13 protein-coding genes are annotated in these 12,942 nt (G+C 38.4%); 6 read left to right on the top strand and 7 right to left on the bottom strand.

What is annotated here, in order from left to right; all coding sequences use genetic code 11:
- The first annotated feature begins 341 nt into the window (after nucleotides 1-341).
- Nucleotides 342-476 (top strand): YjcZ family sporulation protein, encoded by a 135-nt coding sequence (locus NSQ84_RS07650; RefSeq protein ID WP_082829604.1) that lies wholly within the window; start codon nucleotides 342-344, stop codon nucleotides 474-476.
- Nucleotides 477-573: 97 nt separating this feature from the next.
- Nucleotides 574-1,128 carry a peptide deformylase gene (gene def / locus NSQ84_RS07645; protein WP_063389641.1) on the top strand — a complete coding sequence of 185 codons (555 nt, stop codon included), beginning with the start codon at nucleotides 574-576 and terminating at the stop codon, nucleotides 1,126-1,128.
- A 176-nt stretch (nucleotides 1,129-1,304) separates the two neighbouring features.
- On the opposite strand, the gene NSQ84_RS07640 is transcribed toward def, so the two are convergent.
- A complete protein-coding gene (locus tag NSQ84_RS07640; RefSeq protein WP_066251280.1) occupies nucleotides 1,305-2,075 on the bottom strand; it encodes a Cof-type HAD-IIB family hydrolase in 771 nt (256 codons plus the stop codon).
- A gap of 375 nt (nucleotides 2,076-2,450) precedes the next feature.
- Between NSQ84_RS07640 and NSQ84_RS07635 the strand changes: the two genes are divergently transcribed.
- Nucleotides 2,451-2,660, top strand: a complete 210-nt coding sequence (locus NSQ84_RS07635; protein WP_063389639.1) for an RNA polymerase epsilon subunit — start codon at nucleotides 2,451-2,453, stop codon at nucleotides 2,658-2,660.
- A gap of 6 nt (nucleotides 2,661-2,666) precedes the next feature.
- Complete coding sequence (gene rnjA / locus NSQ84_RS07630) at nucleotides 2,667-4,334, top strand: ribonuclease J1 (RefSeq protein WP_339212565.1); 1,668 nt, start codon at nucleotides 2,667-2,669, stop codon at nucleotides 4,332-4,334.
- 734 nt (nucleotides 4,335-5,068) lie between these two features.
- Here rnjA and NSQ84_RS07625 read toward each other — a convergent pair.
- From NSQ84_RS07625 to NSQ84_RS07605, 5 genes are read right to left on the bottom strand one after another with little or no spacing between them, the layout of a single operon-like run.
- Nucleotides 5,069-5,734: a TrkA family potassium uptake protein gene (locus NSQ84_RS07625; RefSeq protein WP_269467019.1), complete on the bottom strand. Its 666-nt coding sequence runs from the start codon at nucleotides 5,732-5,734 to the stop codon at nucleotides 5,069-5,071.
- A 27-nt stretch (nucleotides 5,735-5,761) separates the two neighbouring features.
- Nucleotides 5,762-6,223, bottom strand: coding sequence for a DUF6884 domain-containing protein (locus NSQ84_RS07620; RefSeq protein WP_063389636.1), 462 nt, complete (start codon nucleotides 6,221-6,223; stop codon nucleotides 5,762-5,764).
- Between the two features lie 8 nt (nucleotides 6,224-6,231).
- A complete protein-coding gene (locus NSQ84_RS07615; RefSeq protein ID WP_066251276.1) occupies nucleotides 6,232-6,957 on the bottom strand; it encodes an NAD-dependent protein deacylase in 726 nt (241 codons plus the stop codon).
- A 40-nt stretch (nucleotides 6,958-6,997) separates the two neighbouring features.
- Nucleotides 6,998-7,897: a LysR family transcriptional regulator gene (locus tag NSQ84_RS07610; protein WP_063389634.1), complete on the bottom strand. Its 900-nt coding sequence runs from the start codon at nucleotides 7,895-7,897 to the stop codon at nucleotides 6,998-7,000.
- A gap of 22 nt (nucleotides 7,898-7,919) precedes the next feature.
- A complete protein-coding gene (locus NSQ84_RS07605) occupies nucleotides 7,920-8,693 on the bottom strand; it encodes a sulfite exporter TauE/SafE family protein (RefSeq protein WP_094245630.1) in 774 nt (257 codons plus the stop codon).
- Between the two features lie 224 nt (nucleotides 8,694-8,917).
- On the opposite strand from NSQ84_RS07605, the gene NSQ84_RS07600 reads away from it, so the two are divergent.
- Nucleotides 8,918-9,955: a metal ABC transporter substrate-binding protein gene (locus NSQ84_RS07600; RefSeq protein WP_327848549.1), complete on the top strand. Its 1,038-nt coding sequence runs from the start codon at nucleotides 8,918-8,920 to the stop codon at nucleotides 9,953-9,955.
- 264 nt (nucleotides 9,956-10,219) lie between these two features.
- Nucleotides 10,220-11,437, top strand: coding sequence for an MFS transporter (locus NSQ84_RS07595; protein ID WP_066251268.1), 1,218 nt, complete (start codon nucleotides 10,220-10,222; stop codon nucleotides 11,435-11,437).
- Between the two features lie 231 nt (nucleotides 11,438-11,668).
- Here the strand turns inward: NSQ84_RS07595 and NSQ84_RS07590 are convergent, their stop codons facing one another.
- The gene (locus NSQ84_RS07590) at nucleotides 11,669-12,835 is read right to left on the bottom strand and encodes an acyl-CoA dehydrogenase family protein (protein WP_094245627.1); all 1,167 of its coding nucleotides are present in this window, start codon (nucleotides 12,833-12,835) and stop codon (nucleotides 11,669-11,671) included.
- Nucleotides 12,836-12,942: the final 107 nt, after the last annotated feature.

Here is a 12,942-nt window from a genome sequence, read left to right as displayed (position 1 = left end):
CGATTTCACTTCATAGTGTACACCCTTTTTTCACATGCGTCAATTAATTTGTTTATTTTTAAAACAATATATAAAACGCTTTCAAGATAATTGGAAATATTTTTACTTTTAAATCTGTACTAATACAACAGATAATTCTGTATCACTATTACAGATACAGACGGAAGCGAATCATTTATCTGGAGAGCGTGTTGCTTCTCTATATAAATTACAGAAGAATTTATATAAATAAGGAAGTCTTCTAGGCAAACGTCTATACCTTTATTTTGCTTCATCATACGATGATATAGACATTTGCCCTAAATAAGGCGATATGGAGTCCTTATGTGGAGGTGAAAGAGATGCATTATTATTCCAATCCGTCTTATCATTACCCATCATACGGATATTTTCCAGTTTCAAACTGGACATTTGTATTGATCGCTGTGCTTTTTATTTTGCTCATTATTGTTGGCGCTGCCTGCTTAAACTATTAATTGATGATTGTCCGATTTTCGGGCAATTCTTTTTTGTTTCTTTTAAAAGATTTATGTATAATGAAATTTGTTGATATAGGTTCAGGAGTGATTAGCAATGATTACAATGGAAGATATTATTAAGGAAGGACATCCAACTCTTCGTCAAGTTGCCAAGGAAGTGGAATTGCCCGCTTCTGAAGAGGAGAAAAAAATTTTAGCGGAGATGCTTCAATACTTAAAAAACAGTCAAGATCCAGAGATTGCAGAAAAATATGGATTGCGGCCTGGGATCGGTCTTGCCGCCCCACAAATTAATGTATCAAAACGAATGATTGCCGTTCATGTGACGGATGAAAAAGGAAAATTATATTCGTACGGCCTGTTCAATCCAAAAATTGTAAGCCATTCAGTGGAACAAAGTTATTTAACAAGCGGTGAAGGATGCCTTTCCGTTGACAGAGAGGTTCCAGGATATGTTCCGCGTTATGCACGCATCCGCGTCAAAGGGGTTGACCTTGAAGGCAATGAAGTCGATCTTCGTTTAAAAGGTCTTGTCGCTATTGTGTTTCAGCATGAAATAGATCATTTAAACGGCATTATGTTTTATGATCGGATCAATAAAGAGAATCCTTTTAAAGAACCGGAAAATGCAACTCCAATTGACAGATGAAGCCAGAAGTTAGCGCCCGGCATCCAAGCCTCGGAATATTTCAAGCAAAACGAAAATCCATGCAAAAAATCCCGAATAGTTCTTTCGGGATTTTTTGTTCATAAAGAGAAATTTTTTGTGCACACTACCATTTGAAATCGCCTTTGCAAGGCATTTTTTTAAGTTTAGCTTCGGATTTATATCAACTGCAATTGCTTTGCAGCATAAAATATTCCATCTTCATCAACAGGCTTTGTAACAAAATCAGCTACTTTTTTCACATCCGAAACAGCATTACCCATAGCAACGCCTGTTCCAGCAAACGAAATCATTTCTATATCATTCAAACCGTCTCCAAAAGCAACCACATCTTGACGGCTAACGCCAAGCATATCCATTATCTTTTTGATCCCTTCTGCTTTCGATCCTTTTTTTGGAACAACATCAGTTGAAAGCTGGTGCCAGCGGACAAATTTTATCTCTTCAGAAATATTGAACTGTTCTTCTTCTCCTTCTTTGCAAAACAAAAGCGCTTGGTAAATATGTTTTTCTTGAAAATAATCAGGTCTGTACTCAGGATGCGAGAGGTGCAAAGATTTCAAACTTTCATGAATAAACGGATGATCTTCCACATTTGCTTTCATATCTTCTTCACTCAAAAATACAAGCGGGTAATCAGTATTTTCAGTCGCTTCGATTAATTGCTCCAACGCATCGACCTTCAAAGGATTTTCATAAATGACTTCTCCTTCATGCACAACATACTGTCCGTTATAGCTGACATAAGAATGGATTCCGAGCTCTTCTCTTAGCTTTTTAAACATAAAAGGGCCGCGGCCGGTAGAGATGGCGACGTGATGTCCGGCTTTTTTCAAACGGGAGACCGCGTCAAGAGTAGATTCCGGCAAACGTTTATCATGATCCAATAAAGTACCGTCTATATCAAAAAAAATAAATTTTTTCCCCATGTTCAATCTCCTTTTCTCTTTCGTGAAAACCTTATTTACACTAAACAAAACGGTATAGTATGCAAACGCTTTATGTCAATAGAGCTTTTCCACGTTTAGCCATAAAAAAAATAAAAAAATAGCATATAATATAAGTAAATACAATCGGACTCGACTTTGACATCTTATTGAAGGAGGAGTTGATATGTTAAAACGTTTAAAGAAAAAAATTAAAAAACAGTGGAAGCAATTGCTTCGCAGAAAATCGATTGCTTAAAGAAACCGGGCGGCTTTAGCCCGGTTTTCGTTATTTTCAATGAAGGTTGGATTTGCCATCAGAATCGACTATAATAATAAAAGCTAGTTTAACATGGAAAGTAAGGAGAGATTACGCAAATGATGTTTAAAGTTTTTTATCAGGAAAACCCGAATGAACCGCCTGTTCGGGAAAGAACGAAAACATTTTTCGTTGAAGCGGAATCAGAAAGAGAAGTTCGTGAAAAATTAAAAGGCCGCTCCATAAACATAGAATATATTCAACCGATTAGCGGTCCGTTTTATGAATTTGAAAAACAAAGCGAAAATTTTTCTGTATTGGAGAAATGATAGTATATGAAATTTGTAAAAAGAGACCAAGTAGCAGCATTCGCCCTCGGCGGATTGGGCGAAATCGGAAAAAATACGTACGGTGTGCAATTTCAAGATGAAATCATTTTAATTGATGCTGGAATTAAGTTTCCAGAAGACGAACTTCTAGGGATTGACTATGTGATTCCGGACTATACGTACTTAGTAAAAAACCAAGAAAAAATTAAAGGCTTGTTCATCACACATGGTCATGAAGATCATATAGGCGGTATACCTTATTTGCTGCGGGAAATTAATGTACCTATCTACGGCGGTAAACTGGCGATCGGACTGATTCGCAATAAGCTTGAAGAGCATGGACTTTTAAGACAAGCTAAACTAAACATCATCCAGGAGGATGATGTGATTCGGTTCAGAAAAACTGCCGTAACTTTTTTCCGTACAACTCACAGCATTCCAGATTCATATGGAATTGTTGTCAAAACTCCCGCAGGAAATATCGTTCATACAGGAGATTTTAAGTTTGATTTTACTCCAGTCGGGGAACCTGCAAATTTAACTAAAATGGCGGAAATCGGCAAAGAAGGTGTGCTCTGTCTTTTATCGGACAGCACAAACAGCGAAATTCCTGAATTTACAATGTCTGAAAGACGGGTCGGCGAAAGCATTCACGACATTTTCCGAAAAGTAAGCGGCCGCATCATTTTTGCAACATTTGCATCCAATATTCATCGACTTCAGCAAGTAACTGAAGCAGCTGTTAAAAACAATCGAAAAATAGCTGTTTTTGGAAGAAGTATGGAAGCAGCTATCCAAATTGGTCAAGAACTCGGGTATATTCGCTGCCCGAAAGATACGTTTGTTGATGCAAATGAAATAAACCGTCTGCCCGCTCATCGGGTCGTGATTTTATGTACAGGAAGCCAAGGCGAACCAATGGCCGCTCTGTCCCGAATTGCAAATGGAACTCATCGGCAAATCCAAATTATTCCCGGTGATACGGTCGTTTTCTCATCATCGCCCATCCCAGGGAACACTTTATCGGTTTCAAGAACGATCAATCTGCTTTTCCGCGCCGGTGCGGAAGTAATTCACGGGTCGTTAAATGACATCCACACATCTGGCCACGGCGGACAGGAAGAGCAAAAATTAATGCTGCGGTTAATGAAGCCAAAATATTTTATGCCGATTCATGGAGAATATAGAATGCAGATCATGCATATGAAACTAGCTGTCGATTGCGGAGTTCCAAAGGAAAACTGTTTTATTATGGATAACGGAGATGTGCTGGCGATGAACGACCGCGAAGCATCCATTGCCGGTAAAATTCCGTCCGGATCCGTTTATATTGACGGAAGCGGAATTGGCGACATTGGAAACATTGTGTTAAGAGACCGAAAAATTTTATCTGAAGAAGGACTCGTAATCGTTGTCGTCAGCATCAATATGAAAGAGTTCAAAATTGCTGCAGGACCTGACATTATATCGCGCGGCTTCGTTTATATGAGAGAATCCGGCGATTTAATTAAAGATGCCCAAGAACTGATTACTAAGCACTTAAATAAAGTATTGGAAAGAAGAACTACGCAGTGGTCGGAAATCAAAAATGAAATCGTCGATACACTCGCTCCGTTTTTATATGAAAAAACGAAACGCCGACCGATGATCTTGCCAATTATAATGGAAATTTAAGTAATAACTTGTGATCGATCCCTCTTGTGTTGACAGTGGAACATACTGTTTAACATAAGAGGGATTTATTTTGCAAAAATGTCCAGTTGTTATTTTGTCGGCTCATAACACGCAGCATCCGGCCGCTCTTGCTTTTTTAGGTAGATGGTTTTAAAGCGGGCAGCCGTCAGCTAAAAGTTCTTATAAAAAACGAAAAAGTGAGTGCTTGAAGAGAAGAAAGACGGAGATCAAAACATGTAAATGAAAAATACCGAAAAGTTTTATGGTTAATTTTTTCGATATACAAGTGTTTAATAGAAGAGCAGAAAGACATTTTATGTACGTTTGTGCCATCATATAAATTTATACGCAATCATTTGAAAAACATTTGATGAAAAAATTCGACTTGGATAATGTCATAATCAGAATTTTTCAGGAGCAGGTGCTGCAAGTGGCAGCAGTAAAGGGAGATAATAAAGAAATCAATTTGTAGTTAAAGAAGACATGTATTCGATTGCCAGAAAAAACAACGACATTCTTGCAATAAGCAAGGATTTTGAGCCGGCAAACAAAAAAAGAATGAGAAGAACTGTCTTTAGGCATTCTAGACAGCTGCTTCTCATTCAATTACCATGTAAGCTTCAAATGATTGTTTTTACTTGACTGGATAAGTTCAGTTCATTCTTCAGTAGATTTTGATTTTGCCCATGCGGATGAAACATTTAAAGCTCCGAAAGAATGTATATAAGTTTTCATTATTCTCCTAGCACTTTCTTTTCAAACCGATCAATATCGACGTCAGCTCCGATGACAATTAAAATATCTCCTGCCTTGATTACTTCTGTAGCTTGCGGCGATACGATAATTTCGTTATTTCGTTTAATCGCAACAATATTGATTCCGTATTTCGCACGAATATCGAGCTCGATGAGAGAATGACCGGCAATGTTGCGGTTAGCAGCAATTTCAACAATGCTGTGCTCTTCCGACAGCTCAAGATAGTCCAACACATTGTTCGAAAGAAGATTATGGGCAAGCCGCCGCCCCATATCCCGTTCAGGGTGAACAACTGTATCTGCTCCTATTTTTGACAAAACCTTTTCATGATAGTCGTTTTGAGCTTTCACCGTTATATGCTTAACTCCTAGTTCTTTCAACATAATGGTTGTCAAAATGCTCGCTTGAATATTGTCGCCGATGGCTACGATCACATGATCAAAATTTCTGATTCCCAAGCTTTTTAATACGGCTTCATCCGTTGTATCCGCTACAACAGCATGTGAAACAATATTGGCAAATTCGTTTACTCGATCCTCATCCACATCAATGGCAAGCACCTCTGCTCCTTCTTCCGATAACGTTCGGCAAATGCTTCCGCCGAACCGCCCCAACCCGATTACGGCAAACTCCTTTTTCATCAATACTCCCCCATTACAACTTGAATGACATTATTCTTGTATTTCTTGGCCAAAATCAATCGCTTGTTTCAACTTTTGCTGCATAAACCCTATTCCTTTGCAATCGGAAAGAGGATAATGAAAAGCTGTCTTATTTGTAAACACTTGTTCTATATATGGACGGAATTTCTTTCCTCCCAAAAGAACAATATCATCTACATCTAACAAATTTTTTTCAACCGCTTGTTCCTTCAATTGGTTGATTGTCATTAATTCAGGATGCTTTTTCATGCTAAAGGAAACATTGTAAGGACCAGGCACAAAATCATTTGGCCGCAAAAAGCCATGCTTGGCAGACAAAATCACCCATTCATCGAAAAATTTTTTAGCATACGCCTGGCAAAGGCGGTGAAAAACTCCTATATACGCTTTTTCTGCGGAAACAGCACCTGCACTGGGCTCTTTATCCCATACTTTTTTTGTTCCGCAAGGTATGACACAAATCCTTCTCATTTAACATTTCACCTGTTCAATCGATTATTCAATTCATTCAAAAATTGTATAATATCGTTATGAAAAACAAAATCAGCCCATTCATCGAAGTCTGTTTGTTCTTGGTTGACAATCACTAATACCGCTCCCATCCTTTTTGCCAAGAGCGGTATTTCGTTCGCTGGCCGAACTGTTAAAGATGAACCAAGCACGATCATAATGTCTGCTTTTTCACATTCAAGCTCCGCATCTCTAAAAGCATCTTCCGAAAGCAGCTCTCCGAACAGTGTAATGGAAGGACGAATAAAGCCCCCGCAGCCGCAATAATATTGATTTTTCAAGTATACATCATTTAGAAAGCGTTGGCCGCAATTGTGGCAGTGAAACGTTTGAAGTGTTCCATGAAGTTCAATTACGTTTTTGCTTCCTGCTAAGAGATGGAACCCATCAATGTTTTGAGTAATAATCGATTGAATCTTCCCTTCCTTTTCCCATTTTGCCAGCAAGTAGTGTCCTTCATTCGGAGATTTGCTTTTATATAATTGAAGGCGTTCTTTATAAAATTGAATAAATTCATCACGGTTTGTCTCCATCGCTTCAATGCTTGCCAATTTACTCGGATCCTTTTTGCGCCACAAACCAGTTTTTGAACGATAATCCGGAATTCCGCTGGCAGTGGACATCCCTGCGCCAGTAAATACAACAGCATGTTCAGATTGTTGCAAAAGATCAGCGATTTCGGATATCAAAGCCATCTTTTTTCATCCTTTTTTATTAATTGTGAAAACAATTATTTTAACCTGAACTTACCATTTTTTTATAAATGAAATCAATAAATTCGTCAACAATTTCTTTGCGGAACCGTTCAGTCCGAGACAATATCGATAAATGCCGTTTAATTTCCACATCTTTTATTTTCAATTCATGTAAGTAGCCGTATTTCAGTTCTCTTGACACCGTAATCCTCGGCAAAAAGCCGATTCCCAGCCCGGATTCTATAGCAGCTTTTACAGCCTGCGTGCTTCCTAGCTCCATATAATAATTTATTTTATCTAACACCCCATATTTTTTTAAAGTATTTTCGATAATGAGACGGGTTCCTGAATTTTTTTCTCTCCAGATCATTTTTTCTTTTGCCAGCTCTTCAATGTCAATTTGTTTTTTCTCCTTCAAAGGATGCTCTCTTCCGCATACTAAAATAAGCTCGTCATCGACAAGCTTTTTTACATGAAAAATGCTGTTTTCTACAACTCCTTCTACAAATCCGATATCAATTTTGCGGTCAACAAGCCGATCAATAATGCCCGGAGTATTAGAAATCGCTAATGAAAGCTTTACATCTGGCACTTCTTTTTTAAATTTTCCGAGCAGACTAGGCAAAAGATATTCCCCAATTGTCAACGTCGCTCCGACACTTAGTGTAAAATCTTTGTGTCCGGTTATTTCCTTTACTGCTTCTTTTGATTGTTGAATTTCTTCCACAATATTTTTGGCAATCGGATATAACATTTTGCCGGCTTTTGTCAAAGTCATTTTTCCGTTCGAACGGTCAAACAATGGGGTTCCATAATAATCCTCTAGTTGATGGATTTTTCTCGTAACAGCCGGCTGGGACACATAGACAAGCTTTGCAGCACGGCTGATGCTCCCTTCCTCAACAACAAGACAAAACATTTTTAAACTTTCCAAATCCAATTCGGAATCACTTCCTTACAATTTAAACACTTAAAAACAACTTCATGCTAACACCTATCAGCAAAAAAGACAACATTTGCAAAATCCATTTTCCAGGCACTTTTGTTGATAAGATAGCTCCCAGTTGAGAGCCGATCATCACTCCTATTCCGCCCCACAAGCAGGCCGTCCAATTAACATTCCCTAATGCAATTTGATTCAGCGCACCAACAAGTGAATAGATCGATAATGCAAAAAGAGAAATCGCAGTTGCGTCGTGAGGACGAATCTTCAATAAATAAATTAAAATGGGGACGAGCAACCATCCGCCGCCAATTCCAAAAAAATTCGATAAAGTTCCCAACAAAAGTCCGATGATGAATAAAAAAACAGCTTTTAAACGGTTTCTGCCCTCATTGAAAAAACCTGCTTTCATACTATGTTCCGGCTCTTCCGGAGCTTTTTTTAAAAGCAAAAACATCCCGAGCATGAATAAAGCAGCGGCAAATATCCAATAAAAAAAGTCGGGTGAAATAATTCCCAACAGCCAAGTGCCGATAAACGTTCCCGGGATGGAGCCGAAGATGATCGGCCAACTGATAGAAAAATGAACACGCTTTTGCCGTATATAATTCATCGACCCTGATATAGAATTGAGAAAAACCACAACAAGACCCGTACCAGCTGCAATTTCAGGAGGCAATTTCAACAGCAATAAGAGAGCAGGAACAAACACAAATCCTCCCCCTGCTCCCACCATTACCCCATAAGCGCCTGACAAAAGTCCAAGAGCGAGCAGCAAAACCATTTCCACCATTCAAGTTCACCTCTGTTAATATCCTAATTAAAGGGTACCAGTGAGAAGGATTGGTGTGAAATGCTTATTCAACATGGGGTATAACAAAATGTTATAGTTTGTGATATTTTTGTTTTTAGTGCTTCTAGCCTTGCCCATTTAGAAAATGTTATATATAATTAAATCGAAATCATTACGATTTAATACAGCGGGGTACACATATATTTTGAAAGGAGTTCAAATCGATGAAAAAAGTCTTTTTTGCATTTTTAATGGCAATGCTTGCAATCTTTCCTATCGGCTGCGGCCAAAATAACAACAATGCTTCCGAAACGAACAATAATAATGAGGACAAAAACAATCAAAAAGAAATTGAAATTTATACAACAATCTATCCACTGACAGATTTCACTAAAAAAATCGGCGGTAAATACGTTCACGTCGAAAGTGTTTACCCACCGAATGTAGAAGCCCACACGTATGAACCTACATTAAAAACTTTGGAAGCAATTGCGAAAGCGGATTTATTTATCTATACTGGAGCTGGTATAGAAGGATTTGCTGATAAGGCAGAAAAAACGCTGAAAGACGGCAATGTCAAAATTGTAAAAGCAGCTGAAGGAATCCCATTATTAAGTGCGTCCGAAGATGAACATGACCATGAAAGTGGAGAAGAAGAGCATTCACATCATGAAGAAGATTCAGATCATGAAGAAGAACATGGGAACCAAAACGAAGAGGAACACGATCATGCACATGGAGATGTTGACCCTCATGTATGGCTTGATCCAAATAGGGCCATTACTCTTGCGGAAAACATCAAGAACGCTTTAACGGAAGCGGCTCCTGATCAAAAAGAATATTTTGAACAAAATTTCGCTCAACTTAAACAAGATCTTGAAGAACTGGATCAATCATTTCAAGAAACAATTAAAAAATCGAAAACAAAATATATTCTTGTGGCTCATGCTGCTTATGGTTATTGGGAAGACCGCTACGATATTGAACAAATTCCAATATCGGGATTATCTCCAACAGATGAGCCTAGTCAAAAGCAGCTTGTCAAAATCATTGAACTATCGAAAAAACATCATTTAAAACATGTGATCTTTGAACAAAATGTATCTGAAAAAGTAGCAAAAATCATCCAACAAGAAATTGGTGCCAAATCATTAACGCTACATAATTTAGAAAGTGTTTCGGAAACAGATTTAAACAATAACGAAGACTACTTCAGCATTATGAAACGCAATCTTGAAACGTTATCTGAAGCTTTAAATTAAATACTATTTGCACGCTTTTAGGGGGCTGTCCAATGAGTCTTTTTTGGCTTATTGATGCCCCTTTAATGCTTTAGAAAACGTTGTTATATCGATGTTTATGAGTTTTTTGTTTTCAATGGAAATTTGACTTTCTAGACAGACCTTTATATATACTAAGTCGACATAATAAAACTACTGTAAACTGTTAAACTTTTTTATTTCATATTTTTGTAAAATCAAGTAAAATATTTAGACATACGAATAAATATGAGAGGAGAAACCAAAATGGAAGCAGCTGTTCAAAAACAGAATATGGGTCAAATTACATTATACAGAATATTATTTATTATCGGATTTGTTCATCTTCTAAACGATTCGATTCAAGCTGTTATTCCAGCAGTTTTCCCTATATTGGAAAAATCAATGAATCTTACATATATGCAGCTTGGATTCATTACATTCAGCCTTCAGCTAACGGCATCTTTGCTTCAGCCTGCTGTCGGGTTTTATACAGATAAAAAGCCGATGCCTTATTTGCTGCCCATCGGGCTTACGTGTACGTTTTTCGGCATGCTGGGACTTGCTTTTGCACCTAATTATTGGATTGTTTTAGTTTCGGTATTTTTCGTCGGAATCGGTTCAGCCGTTTTTCATCCGGAAGGTTCAAGAGTGGTGCATTTAGCAGCGGGAGAACGAAAAGGGCTCGCCCAATCCATTTTTCAAGTTGGAGGTAATGCCGGACAATCTCTTGCTCCCATTATGACAGCTCTTATTTTCGTCCCTATGGGACAATTTGGCGCGATTTGGTTTACTTTAATTGCCGGCATGGCCGTCATCGTCCTTCTATACATTGCAAATTGGTATAAGGAAAAGCTCGACAGCCGAAAAAAAACAAGCGCAAAAAAAGCCGTTGTGCAAGTTCCTGCCGCTCGAAAAAAGCAAGTGAAAATTGGACTTATGCTGCTCATCTTCTTAGTTTTTGCTCGTTCATGGTATCATGCAGCAATCACTAATTTTTACCCTTTTTATTTAATTCATGAACATGGACTTTCCATCAGCAAAACACAGCTATATATTTTTATATTTTTAGCAGCAGGTGCAATCGGAACATTTTTAGGAGGGCCGCTTTCAGATCGTTTCGGAAGACGGAATATCATTGCTTTCTCAATGCTTGGATCAGCTCCGCTGGCGGTCATTTTGCCTTATGTGAATGAATTTTGGGCAATTCCAATAATGCTCATTAACGGCTTTATTATTTTGTCAAGCTTTTCTGTAGTTGTCGTATACGCACAAGAGCTAATGCCTGGAAAAATCGGAACTGCATCAGGCTTAATGGTCGGTCTTGCCTTCGGTTTAGGCGCTTTAGGATCAGTCGTGCTCGGTGCTCTCGCGGACTTATTCGGCTTAAAGCCAGTTATGATCGCGTGCGGCTTTCTTCCATTTATCGGCATGCTCTCCATGCTTTTACCTTCCGATCAAAAGCTGAAAGAATGGACATCTTAACATTTTTACAAGACAGCAGCTACTTTTCAATTGATGTGAAACAAAAGACAAAGTTGTTTTGACAATAAAAAAAGATTGAATGAAGTTAAAACCAATGAACAATTTTTTGTTCAAATGTAATAAATGAAAGCTTTTATTTGTACTAAGGAACGAATGAACACAGAAATAATAAAAGGCGTTTTTCGGCTGTCCATCAACTTTTCAGCCTGAGAAAACGCCTTTTGTGTTCTTTTATTCTTGAAAAGCACGGTCACCGAAAATTTTTAACGTTATATCATCTGCTGGAGGATTATGAAGACCGCATCTGACATCCCGATAGTAGCGCTCCAATGGGTATTCTTTTCTTAAGCTTTGTCCGCCTGCAATTCGCATGGCTAGGTCAACGACTTTGATCGCACTGTTTGTGGCAACATATTTTACGGCAGCCAGCTCATGCCCCATTTGTTCGTGTAAATGCGGCTGTTCATCCCATTTTTTCGCCACACTGTACATAAAATGCCGTGCGCTTGTAAGCTCCAGATCCATTTCAGCTGTTTTTCGCCGCACTTCCGAAAGTTCTGAAATTGGATGAGAAAGACTGGCAGGTTGATACTCTTTTGCATATTTGACAGCAAAGTTTCTTGCGGCGATAGCGATCCCGAGGTAGCAGGCAGGAATATGTAAAAGCCATCCTTTCGGAGTGGAAGGACTGAATGTAGCTTGTCTGATCGAAACGAGAGCGTCTTTTTCGACCTTTACGTTGTGCAGTAATAAATCGTCGCTTCTTGTCGCGCGCATGCCGATTGTATCCCATGTTTCTTTTATGGAAAGCCCCTCTGCTCCTTTTGGGACTAAATATTCGCCAACCTCACCTGTTTCTTCAATTGTTGCGGTTACAATAAAATAATCTAGAATCGGGGCCAGTGATGTGAACGATTTATGGCCATTAATAATCCAGCTGCTTCCTTCTTTTCTTGCCGTTGTTTTTGGTTTTCCGCCTCTTGCAGGACTTCCGGCAGCCGGTTCTGATGCACAGCTATTGATTAATTTTCCTTCAGCGACAATTTCTTCGCAAATGCGCTCAAACGTGCGTTCATCCCATTTTTTTGATTCGGATAAATCCATTACGATTCCATTATGCCACCCTAACGATAAACCTGTCGCTCCATCTCCTTCTGCAATTTTTTCTTGAACAAGCAGAAATTCATATAAAGAAATTTCATTTCCTCCATATTTTTTTGGCACAGTTAATTTCAGAAATCCTTCCGTTTTTAAATCTGAAAAGTTTTCAAATGGAAACGAAGATTCCTGATCATTTTTCGCGGCTCGCTCCGCGAACTTCTCCGCAAGTTTTTCGGCTTTTTCTCTTAATTCTCGATGCGATTTGTTGACAATAACCATTTCATCTAAAAAATTCATATTCTTCACACACCTGTTTCTTTTTCTTTCTTTTCTATCTCTATTGTAGCTCTATTATTCATTTTCGTTAAGCAATCCAATTGGTTTTATTTTAATTTTTTTGGTAA

The sequence above is a fragment of the Aeribacillus sp. FSL K6-3256 genome (assembly GCF_037965805.1).
GTDB classification, from domain to species: Bacteria; Bacillota; Bacilli; order Bacillales; family Aeribacillaceae; genus Aeribacillus; species Aeribacillus composti.
Note: the sequence above shows the minus strand (reverse complement) of the source record. Positions and strands in the feature narration are given on the sequence as shown.

Bases quoted from the DNA above. Each gene is read 5' to 3' on its own strand.
- NSQ84_RS07620 (WP_063389636.1), bottom strand. From the start codon at position 6,223: ATGAGAAGGATTTGTGTCATACCTTGCGGAACAAAAAAAGTATGGGAT.
- NSQ84_RS07650 (WP_082829604.1), top strand. From the start codon at position 342: ATGCATTATTATTCCAATCCGTCTTATCATTACCCATCATACGGATAT.
- NSQ84_RS07605 (WP_094245630.1), bottom strand. From the start codon at position 8,693: ATGGTGGAAATGGTTTTGCTGCTCGCTCTTGGACTTTTGTCAGGCGCT.
- NSQ84_RS07595 (WP_066251268.1), top strand. From the start codon at position 10,220: ATGGAAGCAGCTGTTCAAAAACAGAATATGGGTCAAATTACATTATAC.
- NSQ84_RS07615 (WP_066251276.1), bottom strand. From the start codon at position 6,957: ATGGCTTTGATATCCGAAATCGCTGATCTTTTGCAACAATCTGAACAT.
- NSQ84_RS07600 (WP_327848549.1), top strand. From the start codon at position 8,918: ATGAAAAAAGTCTTTTTTGCATTTTTAATGGCAATGCTTGCAATCTTT.
- NSQ84_RS07640 (WP_066251280.1), bottom strand. From the start codon at position 2,075: ATGGGGAAAAAATTTATTTTTTTTGATATAGACGGTACTTTATTGGAT.
- rnjA (WP_339212565.1), top strand. From the start codon at position 2,667: ATGAAATTTGTAAAAAGAGACCAAGTAGCAGCATTCGCCCTCGGCGGA.
- NSQ84_RS07590 (WP_094245627.1), bottom strand. From the start codon at position 12,835: ATGAATTTTTTAGATGAAATGGTTATTGTCAACAAATCGCATCGAGAA.
- def (WP_063389641.1), top strand. From the start codon at position 574: ATGATTACAATGGAAGATATTATTAAGGAAGGACATCCAACTCTTCGT.
- NSQ84_RS07635 (WP_063389639.1), top strand. From the start codon at position 2,451: ATGATGTTTAAAGTTTTTTATCAGGAAAACCCGAATGAACCGCCTGTT.